At 72.7% G+C, this 15,170-nt stretch carries 16 protein-coding genes; 12 read left to right on the top strand and 4 right to left on the bottom strand.

Annotated elements, in window-relative coordinates; translation table 11 throughout:
- Nucleotides 1-87: 87 nt before the first annotated feature.
- From ACZ6S8_RS19590 to ACZ6S8_RS19550, 9 genes are all read left to right on the top strand, one after another.
- Entirely contained in the window at nucleotides 88-1,185 is a 1,098-nt protein-coding gene (locus tag ACZ6S8_RS19590) for a SchA/CurD-like domain-containing protein (RefSeq protein ID WP_469457329.1), read from the top strand.
- A 62-nt stretch (nucleotides 1,186-1,247) separates the two neighbouring features.
- A complete protein-coding gene (locus ACZ6S8_RS19585) occupies nucleotides 1,248-1,691 on the top strand; it encodes a cupin domain-containing protein (RefSeq protein WP_351282109.1) in 444 nt (147 codons plus the stop codon).
- A complete protein-coding gene (locus ACZ6S8_RS19580) occupies nucleotides 1,688-2,959 on the top strand; it encodes a beta-ketoacyl-[acyl-carrier-protein] synthase family protein (RefSeq protein ID WP_469457327.1) in 1,272 nt (423 codons plus the stop codon). The genes ACZ6S8_RS19585 and ACZ6S8_RS19580 overlap by 4 nt, the downstream gene beginning before the upstream one ends.
- Nucleotides 2,956-4,194 (top strand): beta-ketoacyl synthase N-terminal-like domain-containing protein, encoded by a 1,239-nt coding sequence (locus tag ACZ6S8_RS19575; RefSeq protein WP_469457326.1) that lies wholly within the window; start codon nucleotides 2,956-2,958, stop codon nucleotides 4,192-4,194. Before ACZ6S8_RS19580 ends, ACZ6S8_RS19575 begins: the two co-directional genes overlap by 4 nt.
- Before the next feature lie 38 nt (nucleotides 4,195-4,232).
- On the top strand, nucleotides 4,233-4,487 hold the full coding sequence (locus tag ACZ6S8_RS19570) for an acyl carrier protein (RefSeq protein ID WP_469457325.1): 255 nt from the start codon (nucleotides 4,233-4,235) through the stop codon (nucleotides 4,485-4,487).
- Nucleotide 4,488: 1 nt separating this feature from the next.
- On the top strand, nucleotides 4,489-4,971 hold the full coding sequence (locus ACZ6S8_RS19565; RefSeq protein ID WP_469457324.1) for an SRPBCC family protein: 483 nt from the start codon (nucleotides 4,489-4,491) through the stop codon (nucleotides 4,969-4,971).
- A 112-nt stretch (nucleotides 4,972-5,083) separates the two neighbouring features.
- Complete coding sequence (locus tag ACZ6S8_RS19560; protein WP_469457323.1) at nucleotides 5,084-5,416, top strand: TcmI family type II polyketide cyclase; 333 nt, start codon at nucleotides 5,084-5,086, stop codon at nucleotides 5,414-5,416.
- A 199-nt stretch (nucleotides 5,417-5,615) separates the two neighbouring features.
- A complete protein-coding gene (locus tag ACZ6S8_RS19555; RefSeq protein ID WP_469457321.1) occupies nucleotides 5,616-6,542 on the top strand; it encodes a MurR/RpiR family transcriptional regulator in 927 nt (308 codons plus the stop codon).
- Nucleotides 6,543-6,859: 317 nt separating this feature from the next.
- A complete protein-coding gene (locus ACZ6S8_RS19550) occupies nucleotides 6,860-7,237 on the top strand; it encodes a hypothetical protein (RefSeq protein ID WP_469457320.1) in 378 nt (125 codons plus the stop codon).
- 48 nt (nucleotides 7,238-7,285) lie between these two features.
- On the opposite strand, the gene ACZ6S8_RS19545 is transcribed toward ACZ6S8_RS19550, so the two are convergent.
- Entirely contained in the window at nucleotides 7,286-7,660 is a 375-nt protein-coding gene (locus ACZ6S8_RS19545; RefSeq protein WP_469457319.1) for a toxin Doc, read from the bottom strand.
- 160 nt (nucleotides 7,661-7,820) lie between these two features.
- Entirely contained in the window at nucleotides 7,821-8,666 is an 846-nt protein-coding gene (locus tag ACZ6S8_RS19540) for a S1 family peptidase (protein WP_469457318.1), read from the bottom strand.
- A gap of 525 nt (nucleotides 8,667-9,191) precedes the next feature.
- On the opposite strand from ACZ6S8_RS19540, the gene ACZ6S8_RS19535 reads away from it, so the two are divergent.
- Nucleotides 9,192-9,695, top strand: a complete 504-nt coding sequence (locus ACZ6S8_RS19535) for a hypothetical protein (RefSeq protein ID WP_469457317.1) — start codon at nucleotides 9,192-9,194, stop codon at nucleotides 9,693-9,695.
- Between the two features lie 58 nt (nucleotides 9,696-9,753).
- On the opposite strand, the gene ACZ6S8_RS19530 is transcribed toward ACZ6S8_RS19535, so the two are convergent.
- Nucleotides 9,754-11,676 (bottom strand): FHA domain-containing protein, encoded by a 1,923-nt coding sequence (locus ACZ6S8_RS19530; RefSeq protein WP_469457316.1) that lies wholly within the window; start codon nucleotides 11,674-11,676, stop codon nucleotides 9,754-9,756.
- Nucleotides 11,677-11,846: 170 nt separating this feature from the next.
- Here ACZ6S8_RS19530 and ACZ6S8_RS19525 point away from each other — a divergent pair, with 170 nt between their 5' ends.
- Together ACZ6S8_RS19525 and ACZ6S8_RS19520 are read left to right on the top strand one after the other, a co-directional pair.
- Nucleotides 11,847-13,499, top strand: a complete 1,653-nt coding sequence (locus ACZ6S8_RS19525; RefSeq protein WP_469457315.1) for a protein kinase domain-containing protein — start codon at nucleotides 11,847-11,849, stop codon at nucleotides 13,497-13,499.
- Nucleotides 13,500-13,783: 284 nt separating this feature from the next.
- On the top strand, nucleotides 13,784-14,626 hold the full coding sequence (locus tag ACZ6S8_RS19520) for a DUF4394 domain-containing protein (protein WP_469457314.1): 843 nt from the start codon (nucleotides 13,784-13,786) through the stop codon (nucleotides 14,624-14,626).
- A gap of 50 nt (nucleotides 14,627-14,676) precedes the next feature.
- Here ACZ6S8_RS19520 and ACZ6S8_RS19515 read toward each other — a convergent pair whose 3' ends face one another.
- Nucleotides 14,677-15,024 (bottom strand): hypothetical protein, encoded by a 348-nt coding sequence (locus ACZ6S8_RS19515; protein ID WP_469457313.1) that lies wholly within the window; start codon nucleotides 15,022-15,024, stop codon nucleotides 14,677-14,679.
- Nucleotides 15,025-15,170: the final 146 nt, after the last annotated feature.

The following is a 15,170-nucleotide window of genomic DNA, read 5'->3' as shown; positions in this document are numbered from 1 at the left end:
CGGCCGCCGGCCCGGGAGACCGCCACCGGTGACGGACGAGGGGTCCGTACGCGATGGATCTCCACCCCCTCATGAAGGAGTGAGTAGATGACAACCACCCTGTCCGAACGGGTGTCGCAGTCAGCCTTCGACGGCTCCATGCTCCGGGTCGTCCTCCTGATGGACCTCCACGAGGGGACCCAGCAGCAGTTCTTCGAGGCGTACGAGAAGCTCCGCCACGACATCGCGTCGGTCCCGGGCCACATCAGCGACCAGCTGTGCCAGTCCTTCGAGAACCCCTCGCAGTGGCTCATCACGAGCGAGTGGGAGAGCGCCCCGCAGTACCTCGCCTGGGTGAACAGCGAGCACCACGCCGAGCAGGTCAAGCCCCTGGGCGCCTGCGCCCGCGCCATGCGCCCGCTGAAGTTCACCGTCCTGCGCGAGACGGGACGCGGCTACGACCAGGCGGCCCGCCCGGCCTCGGCCCGGCTCCAGCCCGTCCCCCGGCTGGGCGCCGGCATCGTGCGCCACGCCCTCACCTTCACGGTGAAGCCGGGCAGCGAGGAGGAGGTCGCCTCCATCCTGTCGAGCTACGCCTCGCCGGAAGCACGGGTCGACGACCACACCCGGCTCTGCCGGACCTCGCTGTTCATGCACGGCAACCGCGTCGTGCGCACGGTGGAGGTGCAGGGCGACCTGATGGCGGCCCTGCGCCACGTGTCCGAGCAGCCCGGGGTCCGGGCCGCGGAAGAGGCGCTCAACCCGCACCTGGAGAAGGACCGGAACCTGAACGACCCGGAGTCCGCCCGCATGTTCTTCATGCGCGCCGCCCTCCCCGCCGTCCACCACATCGCGGCCGGGGAACCGGAGAGCGCCGACGTACGGCGGCACGCGCTGTTCTACCCGGCGAAGCCCGGCTGCGGCCCGGCCCTCGCCAAGTTCCTCGCCCGACAGGACGAGGCCGCCGCGCACGGCCCCGACAGCCCCGTGCGCAGCAGCAGCATCTTCCAGCGCGACGACATCGTCGTCCGCCTGGTCGACGTGCGCGGACCGCAGGGCACCGACCCCGACGCGGCCTACGGGATCCAGGACCCCCGCAAGGCGGCGGTGCTGGCCCGCCTGACGGACGCGCCCGCCGAGCGGGCCGGCGCCGCGCACCGCACGATGAACCTGGTCACCGACCGCCGGGCACCCGCGCGGTCCTGATCCCCGGTCCAGCCCACCCCCAGCCTCGTCCAGGCTTCCCACACGCCAGGAGGAACCCCGTCATGACCAGACAGCGCCCACGCATCGTGGACCTCAGCGAGACGCCGCCCAACCGCAGGCGCGGAGGCGACCTCCGGGCGGTGCTCACCCCCACCTCCGTGGGGTCCACCAGCGGCTTCATGGGTCTGGCCGTGATGGCCCCCGGGGAGTCGATCGCCGAGCACTACCACCCGTACTCCGAGGAGTTCGTGTACGTGGTCGCCGGACAGCTGGAGGTGGACCTCGACGGCGAGGCCCACCCGCTCCGCACCGACCAGGGGCTCCTCGTCCCGCTGAACGTCCGCCACCGCTTCCGCAACGTCGGCGACACCGAGGCCCGGATGGTCTTCCACCTCGGCCCGCTCGCCCCGCGTCCGGAGCTCGGCCACGTGGACACCGAGGAGGCGCCGCACCCGGAGAGCACCGCCTGGGAGCAGCCCCCGGACCGTACCGGGGTGGTCTCATGACGCGCCGCCGGGTGGCGGTCACCGGGGTCGGCGTCGTCGCCCCCGGCGGGATCGGCGTCACCGCCTTCTGGGACCTGCTCTCCAACGGGCGTACGGCGACCCGCGGCATCACCCTCTTCGACCCGGCCGGGTTCCGCTCCCGGATAGCCGCCGAGGTCGACTTCGACCCCGCCGCGCACGGCCTCACCGAGGACGAGGCGGCCCGGGCGGACCGGTACATCCAGTTCGCCCTGGTCGCCGCCCGCGAGGCGGTCCGGGACTCCGGTCTCGACCTCACCACCGACGACGCCTGGCGGACCGGGGTCTCCCTCGGCACCGCCGTCGGCGGAACCACCCGTCTGGAGCACGACTACGTGGCCGTGAGCCAGTCCGGTGCCTGGTGGGACGTCGACCACAAGCTCGCCAGTCCCTTCCTGCACCGGGCGTTCACGCCCGCCACCCTCGCCTCCGCCGTCGCGGAGCAGACGGGGGCGCGCGGACCGGTGCAGACCGTCTCCACCGGCTGCACCTCCGGGCTCGACGCGGTCGGGTACGCCGTCCACTCCATCGAGGAGGGACGGATGGACGTCTGCATCGCCGGCGCCTCCGACTCACCCGTCTCGCCCATCACCGTCGCCTGTTTCGACGCCATCAAGGCGACCTCCCCCAACAACGACGACCCGGCCCACGCCTCCCGGCCCTTCGACGCCGACCGGGACGGCTTCGTCCTCGGCGAGGGCGGCGCCGTCCTCGTCCTGGAGGAGCTGGAACACGCCCGCGCCCGCGGCGCGACCGTGTACTGCGAGATCGGCGGCTACTCCACCTTCGGCAACGCCCACCACATGACCGGGCTGACCACCGAAGGCCTGGAGATGGCCCGCGCGATCGAGACGGCCCTGGCACAGGCCCGCATATCCCCGTCCGACATCGACTACGTCAACGCGCACGGCTCCGGGACCAAGCAGAACGACCGCCACGAGACGGCGGCCGTCAAGCGGGTCCTCGGGGACCACGCGTACAAGACGCCGATGACCTCCATCAAGTCGATGGTGGGCCACTCCCTCGGCGCCATCGGGGCGATCGAACTCGCCGCCTGCGTCCTCGCCATGACCCACCAGGTGGTCCCGCCGACGGCGAACTACGAGACGCCGGACCCCGAGTGCGATCTCGACTACGTGCCCCGCACCGCCCGCAGCCGCACGCTGCGCAGCGTGCTCTCGGTCGGCAGCGGCTTCGGCGGGTTCCAGTCCGCCGTCGTCATGAGCCGGCCGAAGGAGGAGGTCTCGTGAGCAGCCGTACGGTCATCACCGGCATCGGGGTCGTCGCGCCCAACGGCATCGGCGCCGACGCCTTCTGGAAGGCCACCCAGTCCGGCGTCAGCGTCCTGGACCGGGTCACCCGGCCCGGATGCGAGCACCTGCCGCTGCGCGTCGCGGGCGAGGTGCGGGGCTTCGACCCCGGCGCGATGGTCGAGGACCGGTTCCTCGTCCAGACGGACCGGTTCACCCACCACGCGCTCGCCGCCGCCGACCTCGCCCTGGAGGACGCCCGGCTCGGCCGCGCCGACTACGAGGACGACCCGTTCTCCTTCGGCGTCGTCACGGCCGCGGGCTCCGGCGGCGGAGAGTTCGGCCAGCGCGAGCTCCAGCACCTCTGGGAGCAGGGCCCGCGCTTCGTCGGCCCGTACCAGTCGATCGCCTGGTTCTACGCGGCGAGCACCGGCCAGGTGTCCATCCGCCGAGGCCTCAAGGGCCCCTGCGGGGTCGTCGCCAGCGACGAGGCCGGCGGTCTCGACGCCTTCGCGCACGCCGTCCGCGGCATCCGCCGGGGCAGCCGGGCGATGCTGGCCGGCGCGACGGAGGCACCGCTCGCGCCGTACTCCATCGTCTGCCAGCTGGAGTACGAGGGACTGAGCACCCGGGACGACCCCGAGCGGGCCTACCGGCCGTTCACCGCCGGCGCCTGCGGCTACGTACCCGCCGAGGGCGGCGCGATGTTCGTCGTCGAGGACGAGCGGGCCGCCCTCGCGCGCGGAGCCACCGTGCGCGCCGTACTGGCCGGCCACGCCGCGACCTTCAGCGGCACCCGGCGGCCCGACGACGCCGGCGAGGGCCTGGCCCACGCCATCCGCGGCGCCCTGCGAGAGGCGGACTGCGCCCCCGAGGAGATCGACGTGGTCTTCGCCGACGCCCTGGGGACCCCGCGGGCCGACGCGGCCGAGGCGGCGGCCCTTGCCGACGCCCTCGGCGGACACGGGCGCAGGGTGCCCGTGACGGCGCCCAAGACCGGTACGGGCAGGGCCTACTGCGCGGCACCGGCGCTGGACACCGCCGCGGCGGTCCTGGCACTGGAACACGGGGTGGTCCCGCCGACCCCGAACGTCTTCGACGTGTGCCACGACCTCGACGTGGTGACCGGCAGCGCCCGCCCCGCGGAGCTGCGCACCGCGCTCGTCCTGAGCCGCGGCCGGATGGGCTCGAACTCCGCGCTCGTCCTGCGCAAGGGCCCCGCGGCGCCCGCGTAGGAGCCCAGCAGTCCCCTCACAGGAAGAGAGACGCCACCATGTCCGACCGACTGACCATGGAAGAGCTGGCGGTCCTGATGAAGACCGCAGGCATCACCGTCGACCCCGCCGAGATGGCGACCCGCCCCGACTCCGCCTTCGACTCCTACGGGCTCGACTCGCTGGGCCTGCTCGGAATCGTCGGCGAGCTGGAGAACCGGCGCGGACGGGCGCTGCCCACCGACGCGGACCGCTGCAAGACCCCCGGCGAGTTCCTCGACCTCGTCAACAACAGCCTGATGACAGGAGCTTGAGATGACAGGCCACACCGAGAACGAGATCACCGTCAACGCGCCCCTCGACCTGGTGTGGGAGGTGACCAACGACCTCCCCAACTGGCCGCAGTTGTTCAGCGAGTACGCCGCGCTGGAGATCCTGGAGGAGGAGGGGGACACCACCCGGTTCCGCCTCACCATGCACCCCGACGAGAACGGCACCGTGTGGAGCTGGGTCTCGGAGCGCACCGCCGACCGCGCCGCCCGCAGCGTGCGCGCCCGCCGGGTCGAGACCGGGCCCTTCGCGCACATGGACATCCACTGGCAGTACGACGAGGTGCCCGGCGGCGGGACCCGGATGAAGTGGACCCAGGACTTCGCGATGAAGCCGGAGGCGCCCGTCGACGACGCCTGGATGACCGACAACATCAACCGCAACTCCAAGGTCCAGATGGCGCTGATCCGGGACAAGATCGAGCAGCGGGAGCGCGAGGGGACCGCCCCCGCCGTCAGCCACCGCTGAACCGGTCCCGGTGAACCGGCATCGGCGGTCCGTCCCCGGTGGCCGGCCCCCGCGACCCGTTCCCGTGATCCGCCCCGCGTGATCCGCCCTCGAAGCGAAAGGCAGCAACCGGATGCACCGCGCTCTCATCGTCGCCCGCATGGCGCCGGGATCGGCCCCCGACATCGCCGAGCTGTTCTCCGGCTCGGACGCGGGAGAGCTCCCGCACCTGGTCGGGGTCTCGCGCCGCAGCCTGTTCCAGTTCGGCGACGTGTACCTGCACCTGATCGAGTCCGAGCGGCCGCCCGGCCCGGCCATCGCCCAGGTCACCGAACACCCCGAGTTCCGGGACCTCAGCGACCGGCTCACGGCGTACATCAGCCCGCACAACCCGGACACCTGGCGCAGCCCCAAGGACGCCATGGCGCACGAGTTCTACCGCTGGGAGAACTCCGCCGCCAAGTGAACCGAGCGGTACGGACGGGACCCGCACACCCTGGTGTGCGGGTCCCGCCGCGCGTGGCCGTCCCGGCGCCGGGCCGGGGGAGCGCGCCGACCTCCGGAGCCGGGGACCTCCGGCGCCCGTACCGGGCCGTCCGGCGCGTCGGCGACCACAGGGCGTGAGCTATGTTTGAACGCGAGTGACATGAGAAGGAGGCCCGCCGGTGTCATCGGGGCAGCAGGCACGCGCGCAGGCGGCCGCGATCACGCCGAGCGGCCGACCGCCGCTGGGTCCGGAGCTGGGGAAACCCCCGGCCGACCGGCTCCTCGCGCTCTTCGACGGCCACCGGCTCTCCCCGGGGCAGCGCCGGATCGCCCAGTACCTGATCGACCACCTCACCGAGGCGGCGTTCCTGTCGATCACCGAGCTCGCCGAACGGGTCGGGGTCAGCCAGCCCTCGGTGACCCGCTTCGCCGCCTCCCTCGGGTTCAGCGGCTATCCCGCCCTGCGGGACGTGCTCCAGCCGATCGCGCTGAGCGCGGTCGCCGGATCCCCGGACCTCCGCGAACAGATCCGCCGCAACGAGCTCCAGGCGGCCGTCGACGCGGAGATCGAGAACCTGGAGAGCGTGCGCCGGCTGCTCGCCGACACCAACCAGGTCCTCGACATCGGCCGCGAGCTGGCGGCCTCGGTGCCGCTGACCGTGCTGGGGCTGCGGATCTCGGTCTCCCTGGCGGAGTACTTCGCGTACGCGGCGCGGCGCATCCACCCCGACGTACGCCTGGTGACCCGCGGCGGGAGCGTCGCCTTCGACGCCCTCCTGCAGTCCCGGGCGGCCGGCGGGACGTGGGTGCTGGCCTTCGCCATGCCGCGGCACGCCAAGGAGACCCTGGCGGCGATCCGGGCCGCCCGCAGCACCGGGCTGCGCGTCGTGCTGATCACGGACCCCACGCTGGGACCGCTGGTGGACGAGGCGGACGTGTCGCTGACGGCGGGGACCGGGTCACGCCTGGTGTTCGACTCGTACGCCGCGCCCGGCATGCTGTCGGCGGCCCTCCTGCAGGCGATGGCGGACGCCGACCCGGAGCGCACGCAGGCCCGGCTCGAAAGCTACGAGCAGGTCGCCGACCAGCACGGATTCTTCCTGTAGCAGCCGGTCACGGCTGTTTGACCGCAGGGGATATTCAAACCTACGGGTGCATGAAATTTTTCATACGCTTGCTTACTCGACGGTATATATGTTTACTGGCGGCGGCGCTCCGGATCCACCAGATGCCAAGGAAGGCGTCCCCACGCCCTCCTGAAGAGACACCCGGCACGACGAACCTCCTCAGGTCGCGCCCCGGGTGCCGAGTCCAGGCTTTCGGATCCCGCTGAGCGCCCCGGCGGCCTCGGTCAACCCCTGGGCCGAGGCCGCCCACCCTGCACGTCTCGATCAGAGTTCGACACCCCTCGGAAGTGACGAGAATGCCCCAGACGGCCACCATCACGCGCAGCCCGGACTGGCCCCTCCAGGTCAAGGCACCCGGGACCCACGACTGGGAACGCACGGCCTCGCGCTGGCTGAGGGACCTCCTCCCGGCCCGCTACGGCAGCTACCTGACGCTGAACCGCCACCACGCGATCCTCGTCCGGCACGTGCAGCTCCAGCTCCAGCACGAGATACGCGCGGTCCGCGTGGCCCTGCAGACGAGCCGGGCCGAGCTGCCCACGCTGGGCGTGGCCGAGTCCGTCATCGAGAACACCATCCGGATGTACGCGGTGGAGCTCGAACAGCTCAGCCGCCTCGCCCGCGGCGTCCGCCTCGTCGACGAGGCGATGAAGTCCGCGCAGCGCAAGCGCTGACCGCCGTCGCCGCGAAGGCACCTGCGGCCTCGGGCGGACGGGTGCGGGTTACGCCCGCCATGACCGCAGGCGGTCGGCCACGTCGAAGACGCTCACGCGCAACAGCCGGATGTCGGTGACGAGCTCGTGCCACTGTTCGTACGCGGCGTCGACCGTCCCGCCCCCGGAGGCCTCGACGTAGGCGACGGCCACCCCGTACGCGAAGTACTCGTTGTGGTCGGGGAGCGGCCGCAGCAGGACGATCGCCTCCAGCAGCGCGGCGGCCCGCCAGAAGGCGTCCGGGTCGTCCACGCGCAGACTGGGGGTGTTCACCCGGTGGCGGGCGACGGCGGCGACGAGCGCGGAGTGGTCGGCGACCTCCACGTCCTTGAACAGGGCCTCCTGACGCTCCAGCAGCCAGCGGTGGTCGATGTGCAGTTCCACGCGCCTCACGCCGCCCGGAGGTCCGGGCGGCCGGTGGCGCCGGCGCGCGGGGGGACGGCGGCGTGCGGGGGAGGGGTGGTCTCGGCCATACCCCGAGTATCCACGCCCGCACCCCGCGCCGGAGGCCTTTCCGGCCCGGGCGCGGGGCGGATCCGGATCGCTACGGCCTCGGCAGGGTGCAGCCGGGGCGGTTCAGGTCGATCACGTTGCGGGGGCCTATGCACGGAACGACGGTGTACGTCTCCTGTGCGTAGTTGATGCCCTTGCGGACCGTCACCCTGCCGCTCTCGTCCACCTCACAGGGGTTGTTGTCCGTGCAGCGGCCGCCGTCCTCGTTGCCCGTGTTGTTCACGGCGACGACCTTGCCGGTGGCCGTGTCGATCACGGGCGAGCCGGAGGTGCCGCCGATGGTGTTGCAGGCGGAGGTGTAGCGGACCGAGTCCTTCCAGGTCCAGGCGCCCTCCTTGAGGCGGTACGCGAACCCGTCGACGCTGCAGGTGTAGGTCCGCTTCCAGTAGCCGGAGACGACCTTGATCGCCGAGCCCTGGGCGGGGCGGACGTCGTTGAGGGTGAGCGCGGCGATCCCGTACTGGCTCTGGATCTGCGCGTACGTCGTGGTCAGCTGGTAGAGGGAGAGGTCAGTGTCGGTCATCGTCGCGTACGAGATCTTGCTCGCCCGCAGCGTGGCGACCTTGGAGCCCGCCGAGTTGAGCAGGGAGAAGGAGCGGGTGGACGGCCGGTCCTTGACGACTTCGCCGGCCGCCGGGAAGCCGGTCTCCAGACAGTGCCCGTTGGAGAGCACCAGTGCGGGGTCGTCGGGCCGGGAGGCGGGAGCGCGGACGACGGAACCGGAACAGTTGCTGAGCGCCACGGTTCCCGCGTAGGTGACGGCGACGGCGGGCGCGGCCGGCGCGGGGGGCGCCACCGGTGCGGCGGCCATGGCGGGGGCGCCCGCGGCTGCCACCAACAACAGGGAGAGCAGGGCGCCGGCGAGAGGCTTGTTCATGTGGGGGTTCCCCTCAGTGGACGATGCGGCCGAAGAATCCTCGGTTGTCATGCGCATTGTTAGGACGTCCGCCCGAACTCACAAGAAGGCCTCCGGCATCCGGAAGGCGCGCGGGGACGGACCCCGCGGTCGGCGGCTCGCACGGTGGCCGAAACCGGCCCTGGGAGTCCGGCTGTTCCGGCCCGTGCCGGGCGCGGCGGCGCGGGCGTACCGCCGCAGCCCGGCGGAGGGATGCGCCGCAGGGCTGTGGGGCCGCACGAACGCGCCCTGGGGAAAGCTGCGGTGGTCAGGGCGTTGCGGGCGTGCCGGGGCTGCTCCCCTGGGGGTGCGGGCGTTGGCCGGGAGCTCGACCCGGGGCGGCGCCCGGCGGTCGTCCGTCCGTTCGGCAGGGCGCGGACGCGCGGCGGACGGGCCGGTCTCGGGCTCTGGCCGGAAACAGCATGATCTCGCTATCGCAAAGGTGTTCCATACCGGACCCTTTGCCTCCTACGGTCGGTGCAGCACAGTTCCGGACCAGGAGGCAGCGTGGAGCGCGAGATCGGCATCGATGAACTGGTGGCGGCGATGAAGGCCGTCGACGAGGCGGGTCGGCTCTTCGAGGACGCCCTCGCCGTGTACGGCGCACGCGGCCCCAAGCGGACCGGCGACGACTTCAAGGTGGCGGGCGGCCCGGTCCAGACGCTCCAGGGCGCCGAGGAGATGGCCCGCGGCGCACGCCGGCACCTCGCGGACCTCGCGGTGATCGTCGGATACGCGGCGGCCGGCCTGGAGGACCCGGTCGGCGGCCGTCTCGACGCGGTCCGCAAGGGATTCACCGGGGTCTCCGTCGGCGGCTCCCGCATGGCCCGCCCGCTGCTCGAACCGACCGTACGGGGGCTGCGGCTCCTGCTCGCCGTGGACCTCTTCGAGCCCGGGTTCCGGGAGGAGGTCGAGGAGGTCGTCCGCGCGGAGAAGGCCACCTACCCCGACCCGGCGACGTTCCGGGTCCCCGCTTCCGCCGCCCGCCCCGCGACGGCCCGCCCCGCCTGAACCGCCGTCCGGCGGCCGGCCGCGGCCGTGACCGCCGGCCGCCCGGCGGCGCCCGGTGTCAGCCCACCGGGGAGGGGCTGCGCGGGTCGGTCGGGCGGGGGACGAAGACCGGGGAGTCCGACTGGTAGAAGAGGTCGATGTCGGCCTCCTCGCCGCCCACGATCAACGTGTCCCAGGCGCCGCTCTCCCGCAGGGTGCGCAGGGTGGACGGGGCGATCCCGGCGAGGTGGGCGCGGAGCTCCGCGTCGCCGGGCAGACCGGGCATCCGGGGAGCCAGCCGCTCGCGGATCCCGCTCATGCGGTCCAGCAGGGCGTCCAGGTCGCTCCCGTCCGCGGGACCGGAGGCGGATCCGGAGGCGGGGCCGGTGCCGGCCTCCGCGCTGCGCGCGATGATGTCCTTGATGGCGTGGGTGACGCCCTGTTCGTCGGTGGTCACCATGGCGTTCCAGGCCCGGCTCTTGTGCCGGTACTGGAGCATGGACATCGCCGCCTCGTGCCGGATGAAGTCGGCGTCCCGCAGCGGCTTGCCCCGCCAGGAGCGGCTGAGCGAACGGGCCAGCGAAGTGGCCGAGGAGAGACCGCTGTTGAGGCCCCGGCCCGGCCAGAAGTGGATCGCGTTGGCCGCGTCGCCCAGCAGGAAGCCGTAGGTGCCGGGGGTCGTCCCGGTCGGCCGGTGCAGCTGGGCGGTGAACCGCGGGCGCTGCACCATGTCCAGCCGGAACGAGGTGATCGCGGACAGGTCGTCCTCGGCCACCCCGAACAGGGCGAGGCCCTGCCGGATCTCCTTCCACAGGGGTGAACCGCGCAGCAGGGCGGGGAGGAACAGGGTGCCGTGGGTGGGGCAGCGGAACTCGTTGTCCTCCTCCTGCCGGCTCATCAGGCAGGGCCGGGCGGCGATGCACTCCTCGAAGACGTGGCGGACCGGGTCGATGCCGATGACGTTCCTGGCCTCCTCCCGGGTGAGCCGCATGTTCAGGAAGCCCTCGCCGCGCAGGGAGTTGAGAAGGAAGCGGTTCTGCGACACGGTGAGCAGCACGCTCATCGGGTCCGGCAGCCTCGACTTGACGCGCAGTCCCAGCACGATGTCCTGCAGGTGCTCGCCGTCGAGGGAGTAGATCGACGCGTCGGCCGCGCCGAAGCGGTCCGCGTAGTGCTCCCGGGTGCGGGAGCGGCCCCCCTCGGCCACGACCAGGACGTGCTCCTGGGTGATCCGGCCCGGCTGCTCCGCCACGTCGAAGCGCTTGGGGACCAGGCGGATCGACGGGCGCCGGTTGGCCAGGTCCAGCAGCCGGTCCTCGATGTGGGCGATGCGGATGTTGCGCGGCGGCCGGCCGTCGACCGAGTCGGGGCCGACGGGCCACATCTCCGAGTAGGCGGAGCCGTCGCCGAAGAGCGCGGAGAGCACCTCCTCGGGCAGGGCGAGGTACTGCCGGCTCTGCACGGTCACCACCTGCTGGCGGCGGAAGTTGCCCTGGGTCTCGTCCTTCCAGACGACCGTGGAGCCCTTCCGCGTCCAGCGCCCGTCGTAGAGGGTGATGGCGGTCCGCCCGGGCAGCATCTCGTCGAGCGCCAGGGCGAAGGCGAGGCCCACCGGGCCCCCGCCCGTCACGGTGACCCGGAGGGTTCCGGGGTCCGCGGCGCTCGGCCGGGGCACGTCCATGAGGGAGAGGTCCATGACCGTCTCCATCGCGTCCTGCGCCTCGTAGAGGAACGTCTCGTCGCCGATGCGGATGCAGTCGTTCGGACGCAGCACGTGCCGCGTGACGCGCTGGTCGTTGACGAAGGTTCCGTTCCGGCTGTCCCGGTCGTAGAGGACGAAGCCGGCGTCCTCCGTGAGGATCTCGGCGTGCAGCCGGGAGGCGCTGGGACTGACGATCACGACGCTGCTCTCGCCCTTGCGCCCGAAGCTGAGGGGCTCGTTGCCCAGGACCACGCTCTGCCCCGTGAAGGGACCCGTGCGTCCGACGATGACCGAAGGCACTCCGACACTCCTTGAATGAGACGCCTGCTGACTGCTCTACGACTGCAACACGCCATCGAGAAGGTGTTCGGTTCAATCATTTTCGAAAGAGTTTGGCCAGTTCGTGAACCGGAAGCGCCGGTTCGTACGTGATGTTGACGTCGGTAGGCGATCAGAGGAGAACCGCCCCCATGTACAACGAGGATTCCGAGACCGTGGCGGAGAGAACGCTCGCGGCCACCACCGCGGCCGAGCCGGGTACGCCGAGTGCACCGGGCGCGCCGGGCGCGCCGGGCGGCGAGCCGGAACGGCTGATCGCCGGCCGGTACCGGCTGCTGTCCCGGCTCGGCGAGGGCGGCATGGGCACCGTGTGGCGGGCCCGTGACGAGACCCTGCACCGCGAGGTCGCGGTCAAGGAGGTCCGGGCCCCGGCCCACCTGCGGGACGGCGACATCGCGCGGATGTACAGCAGGCTGGAGCGGGAGGCGTGGGCGGCGGCCCGGATCCCCGACCGCAACGTGGTGATGGTCCACGACGTGGTCACGGAGGACGGCCGGCCCTGGATCGTCATGGAGCTGATCCGCGGGCAGTCGCTGGCCGATCTGCTGCGCGCCGAGGGGCCCCTGACCCCCCGGCACGTCGCGCACATCGGCGCGGAGGTGCTGGGCGCGCTGCGGGCCGCGCACGCCGTCGGGGTGGAGCACCGCGACGTGAAGCCGGCCAACGTGCTGATCGCCGGGGACGGGCGGGTGGTGCTCAGCGACTTCGGCATCGCGGTGGTCGAGGGCAGCACCGCGCTGACCATGACCGGCGAGGTGGTCGGCTCACCGGAGTACCTGCCGCCGGAGCGGGCGCTGGGCCGCCCCTCGGGCCCCGAATCCGACCTGTGGTCGCTGGGCGTCCTGCTGTACGCGGCGGTGGAAGGGATCTCCCCGTTCCGGCAGGACACCGCGCTGAGCACCCTGCGGGCCGTCGTGGACGAGGAACCGCCGGTGCCGACCAGGGCGGGCCCGCTCGCCCCGGTCATCGCCGGCCTGCTGCGCAAGGAACCGGCCGAGCGGACGCCCGCCGCCGAAGTCGCCGTGGCCCTCCGGGGCATCGCCCACGAGCCGGACGCCACCACGGCCGCCTCCCGCGTCCTGCCGGGTCCGGCGGAACCCGTCACGGCCGCCACGGCCGTGACGGCGGCCACGGGGACGGCGGCCACGGGGACGGCGGCCACCGGCGCCGCCGCCGAGACCGCTGCCGGCTCCGTCGCGGGGACCACCGCGGGGGCCGTCCTGCCCGCCGCGACCGCGCCCTCCCCGCCCGTTCCGGCCGACCCGTCCGACCCGTCCGACCCGTCCGGTCCGGCCACCGGGGGACCGGCGGCCGCGGTGCCTGCCGGCCCGCCCCGCAAGCGTCGTACGGCCGTCTTCGTCGCGGCCGGCGCGGCCGCCTGCGTACTGGCCGCCGGCGGTCTGGTGTACGCCTTCAGCGGCGACGGCGAAGGATCCGCCGCCGGTTCGGGCGGCGTACGGATGTCGGTGGCGGGCGCGAACACCACCTACACCGGCACCTGCCCCACCCCGCAGAGCCAGGCCCCCGCGTTCACCGCGACCTTCACCGCCTCCGAGCCCATCCTGATCTCCTACCGCTGGGTGTCCGGCGACGGTTCCGTGGTGGATCCGCACTGGCGGACGATGTCCATCGGGAGCAAGGCCAACCCCACCGGCCACGACACGGTACGGCTGACGACCTACGCGAAGGCGGGCACGCTGACCACCGGAATGGCCGTGGAACTCCAGAGCCCCATCCGCACCACGTCCAACCCGGTCCCCTTCTCGATCACCTGCACCGGCTGACCCGAACCGGCCGACGGGGACCGCGCGTCGAAGCCGTGGAAGCCGCCGCCCGCCCGTGGAGTTCGGCCCGTCCGTCGGCTGCGCGGATCCGGGTGGCGTAGTCGGTCCGTCTGGCGCCCTTCCGGCCGCAGCCCCGCGGGATTCGGCGTGCGTGCATGTGGGGGACGGACCCGGTGCCTCCCGACTCCATCTGGCTGCGCTCGGCGAGCCGGAACGGGAGGTGACTGATTGTGTCTGCCAGGTGACGCCCGGCTGTGCGGGCGGTTCGACTCACTGGAGAACTCATGCGCAAGTCAGTCCTCGTGATGGCGCTCGCCGTCGCCCTGTCCGGGACCGGACCGGCGGTTGCCGCGGACGGTGACCAGCACGACCACGGCCGGGGTGGCCTGAAGGTGACCGGGCTGACCGGCGACCAGCGGCTGGTGTCGTTCCGGGTCGGCGACCCCGACCGCGTGTCCTCGGCAGGGACCGTCACCGGTCTCGTCGGCGACACGGCGCTGGTCGGGATCGACTACCGCGTCCAGGACGGCCTGCTCTACGGCGTGGGCAACGCCGGTGGGGTCTACACGCTCGACCCCGGGAACGCCGCAGCGGTCAAGGTGTCCCAGCTGAGCATCGCCCTGACGGGCACCGCCTTCGGCGTGGACTTCAACCCGGCCGCCGACCGGCTGCGCGTCATCAGCGACACCGGGCAGAACCTGCGCCACGACGTGAACGTCGCCACGGGCGGGACCCTCGCCGACACCACGCTCACCACCCCGCCGGCCACCACCCCCACCCTGGGTGTCACCGGTGCCGCCTACACGAACAACGACCTGGACGCGGCGACCGGCACCAGCCTGTTCGACATCGACACGGCGGGCGACCGCGTCGTACTGCAGTCCCCGGCCAATTCGGGCACCCTCGCCCCCACCGGCAGCCTCGGCGTCGACGCGGGACCCAGCGCGGGCTTCGACATCTACTTCTCACCCAAGGACGGCGGCAACCAGGGCTTCGCCGCGCTCTCCACCGGCGGCGCCTACCGCTTCTACCGGGTCAACCCGCTCAGCGGCGCGGCCCGCGACATCGGCGCGTTCCCCGCTGACCGACAGGTCTTCGACGTCGCCCTGCCCCTGAACCAGAAGTAGCCGCCCCGACACCCCGGCGGCTCTGCCGTGGCCGGGGCCTTGCGCCCCGGTCAGGCGGCCAGACCGACGGAGTCCGCCAGGGCTCCGAGCGCGCCGGCCACGGTGGAGTGGAACTCCGGAGCCTGAGCGCCCACGCCGACCGCCAGGGCGCGTCGGGCTTCGGCGCCGGGAGCGACCACGGTCAGCGGCACGTTGGCTTCGGAGCACATGCGGCTGACCCGTACGACGGTACTCACCGCCGCGGGGCTCACCGGGGCGCCGGTCAGCTCCAGGACGACCGGCGAGGACCCGTGGGCGGACAGAAGGCCGTCGAACGCCCACGCTGCCGCGGCGCGGTCGGCGATGTCGAGGTCCGCCGACAGGCCGACGATCAGCACGCCACCGTCAGTCATCTTCATGGGGAGCATGGACACCCTCTTCTCTGCACGACCCGCATACCCTTGCGTCGAACGATTGCCCGCTCTCTTCGGCTGTATGCCTGCGAAAGCGCGGGTGGTCGCGCAGCGGACGGGGCGTGATGGCGGTGAGCGCGACCGTCACCTTC

It is taken from the genome of Streptomyces sp. NPDC048461 (assembly GCF_055587105.1).
Note: the sequence above shows the minus strand (reverse complement) of the source record. Positions and strands in the feature narration are given on the sequence as shown.

Coding starts and splice junctions, on each gene's coding strand:
- ACZ6S8_RS19590 (WP_469457329.1), top strand. CDS start 88: ATGACAACCACCCTGTCCGAACGGGTGTCGCAGTCAGCCTTCGACGGC.
- ACZ6S8_RS19585 (WP_351282109.1), top strand. CDS start 1,248: ATGACCAGACAGCGCCCACGCATCGTGGACCTCAGCGAGACGCCGCCC.
- ACZ6S8_RS19580 (WP_469457327.1), top strand. CDS start 1,688: ATGACGCGCCGCCGGGTGGCGGTCACCGGGGTCGGCGTCGTCGCCCCC.
- ACZ6S8_RS19570 (WP_469457325.1), top strand. CDS start 4,233: ATGTCCGACCGACTGACCATGGAAGAGCTGGCGGTCCTGATGAAGACC.
- ACZ6S8_RS19565 (WP_469457324.1), top strand. CDS start 4,489: ATGACAGGCCACACCGAGAACGAGATCACCGTCAACGCGCCCCTCGAC.
- ACZ6S8_RS19560 (WP_469457323.1), top strand. CDS start 5,084: ATGCACCGCGCTCTCATCGTCGCCCGCATGGCGCCGGGATCGGCCCCC.
- ACZ6S8_RS19550 (WP_469457320.1), top strand. CDS start 6,860: ATGCCCCAGACGGCCACCATCACGCGCAGCCCGGACTGGCCCCTCCAG.
- ACZ6S8_RS19540 (WP_469457318.1), bottom strand. CDS start 8,666: ATGAACAAGCCTCTCGCCGGCGCCCTGCTCTCCCTGTTGTTGGTGGCA.
- ACZ6S8_RS19525 (WP_469457315.1), top strand. CDS start 11,847: ATGTACAACGAGGATTCCGAGACCGTGGCGGAGAGAACGCTCGCGGCC.
- ACZ6S8_RS19520 (WP_469457314.1), top strand. CDS start 13,784: ATGCGCAAGTCAGTCCTCGTGATGGCGCTCGCCGTCGCCCTGTCCGGG.
- ACZ6S8_RS19515 (WP_469457313.1), bottom strand. CDS start 15,024: ATGAAGATGACTGACGGTGGCGTGCTGATCGTCGGCCTGTCGGCGGAC.